Here is a 269-nt window from a genome sequence, read left to right on the forward strand (position 1 = left end):
GGAGTGGCCGTCACCGAACAGGTAGCACAACAGCACGAGGAGTCCCTGCAGACGCTCGGCGAGGACATGGAGATCGTCCAGGATGTCGATGTCCAGTCCTTCCGCGACACCCTGGACGGCACCTTCGAACAGTTCGACGGCGAACTGTGGCAGGAGGGCCTGCTGCAGGAGACCCGGGATCTCGCCGACGACGCCAACTGACCCGTCGGCACCGACACACCCCACCGTCGGCAGGACTGTGAAGGGGGAGCCTTGACCCACGTACTCAC

The 269-nt window shown here is 64.7% G+C and carries 1 protein-coding gene; it reads left to right on the forward strand.

Features of this window, described 5'->3' with window-relative positions:
- Window positions 1-201: hypothetical protein (locus F1003_RS16655; RefSeq protein WP_162307010.1), on the forward strand; the 201-nt coding region annotated here is incomplete at its 5' end.
- Window positions 202-269 lie beyond the last annotated feature (68 nt).

It is taken from the genome of Winogradskyella ouciana (assembly GCF_009709615.1).
GTDB classification, from domain to species: Bacteria; Bacteroidota; Bacteroidia; order Flavobacteriales; family Flavobacteriaceae; genus Winogradskyella; species Winogradskyella ouciana.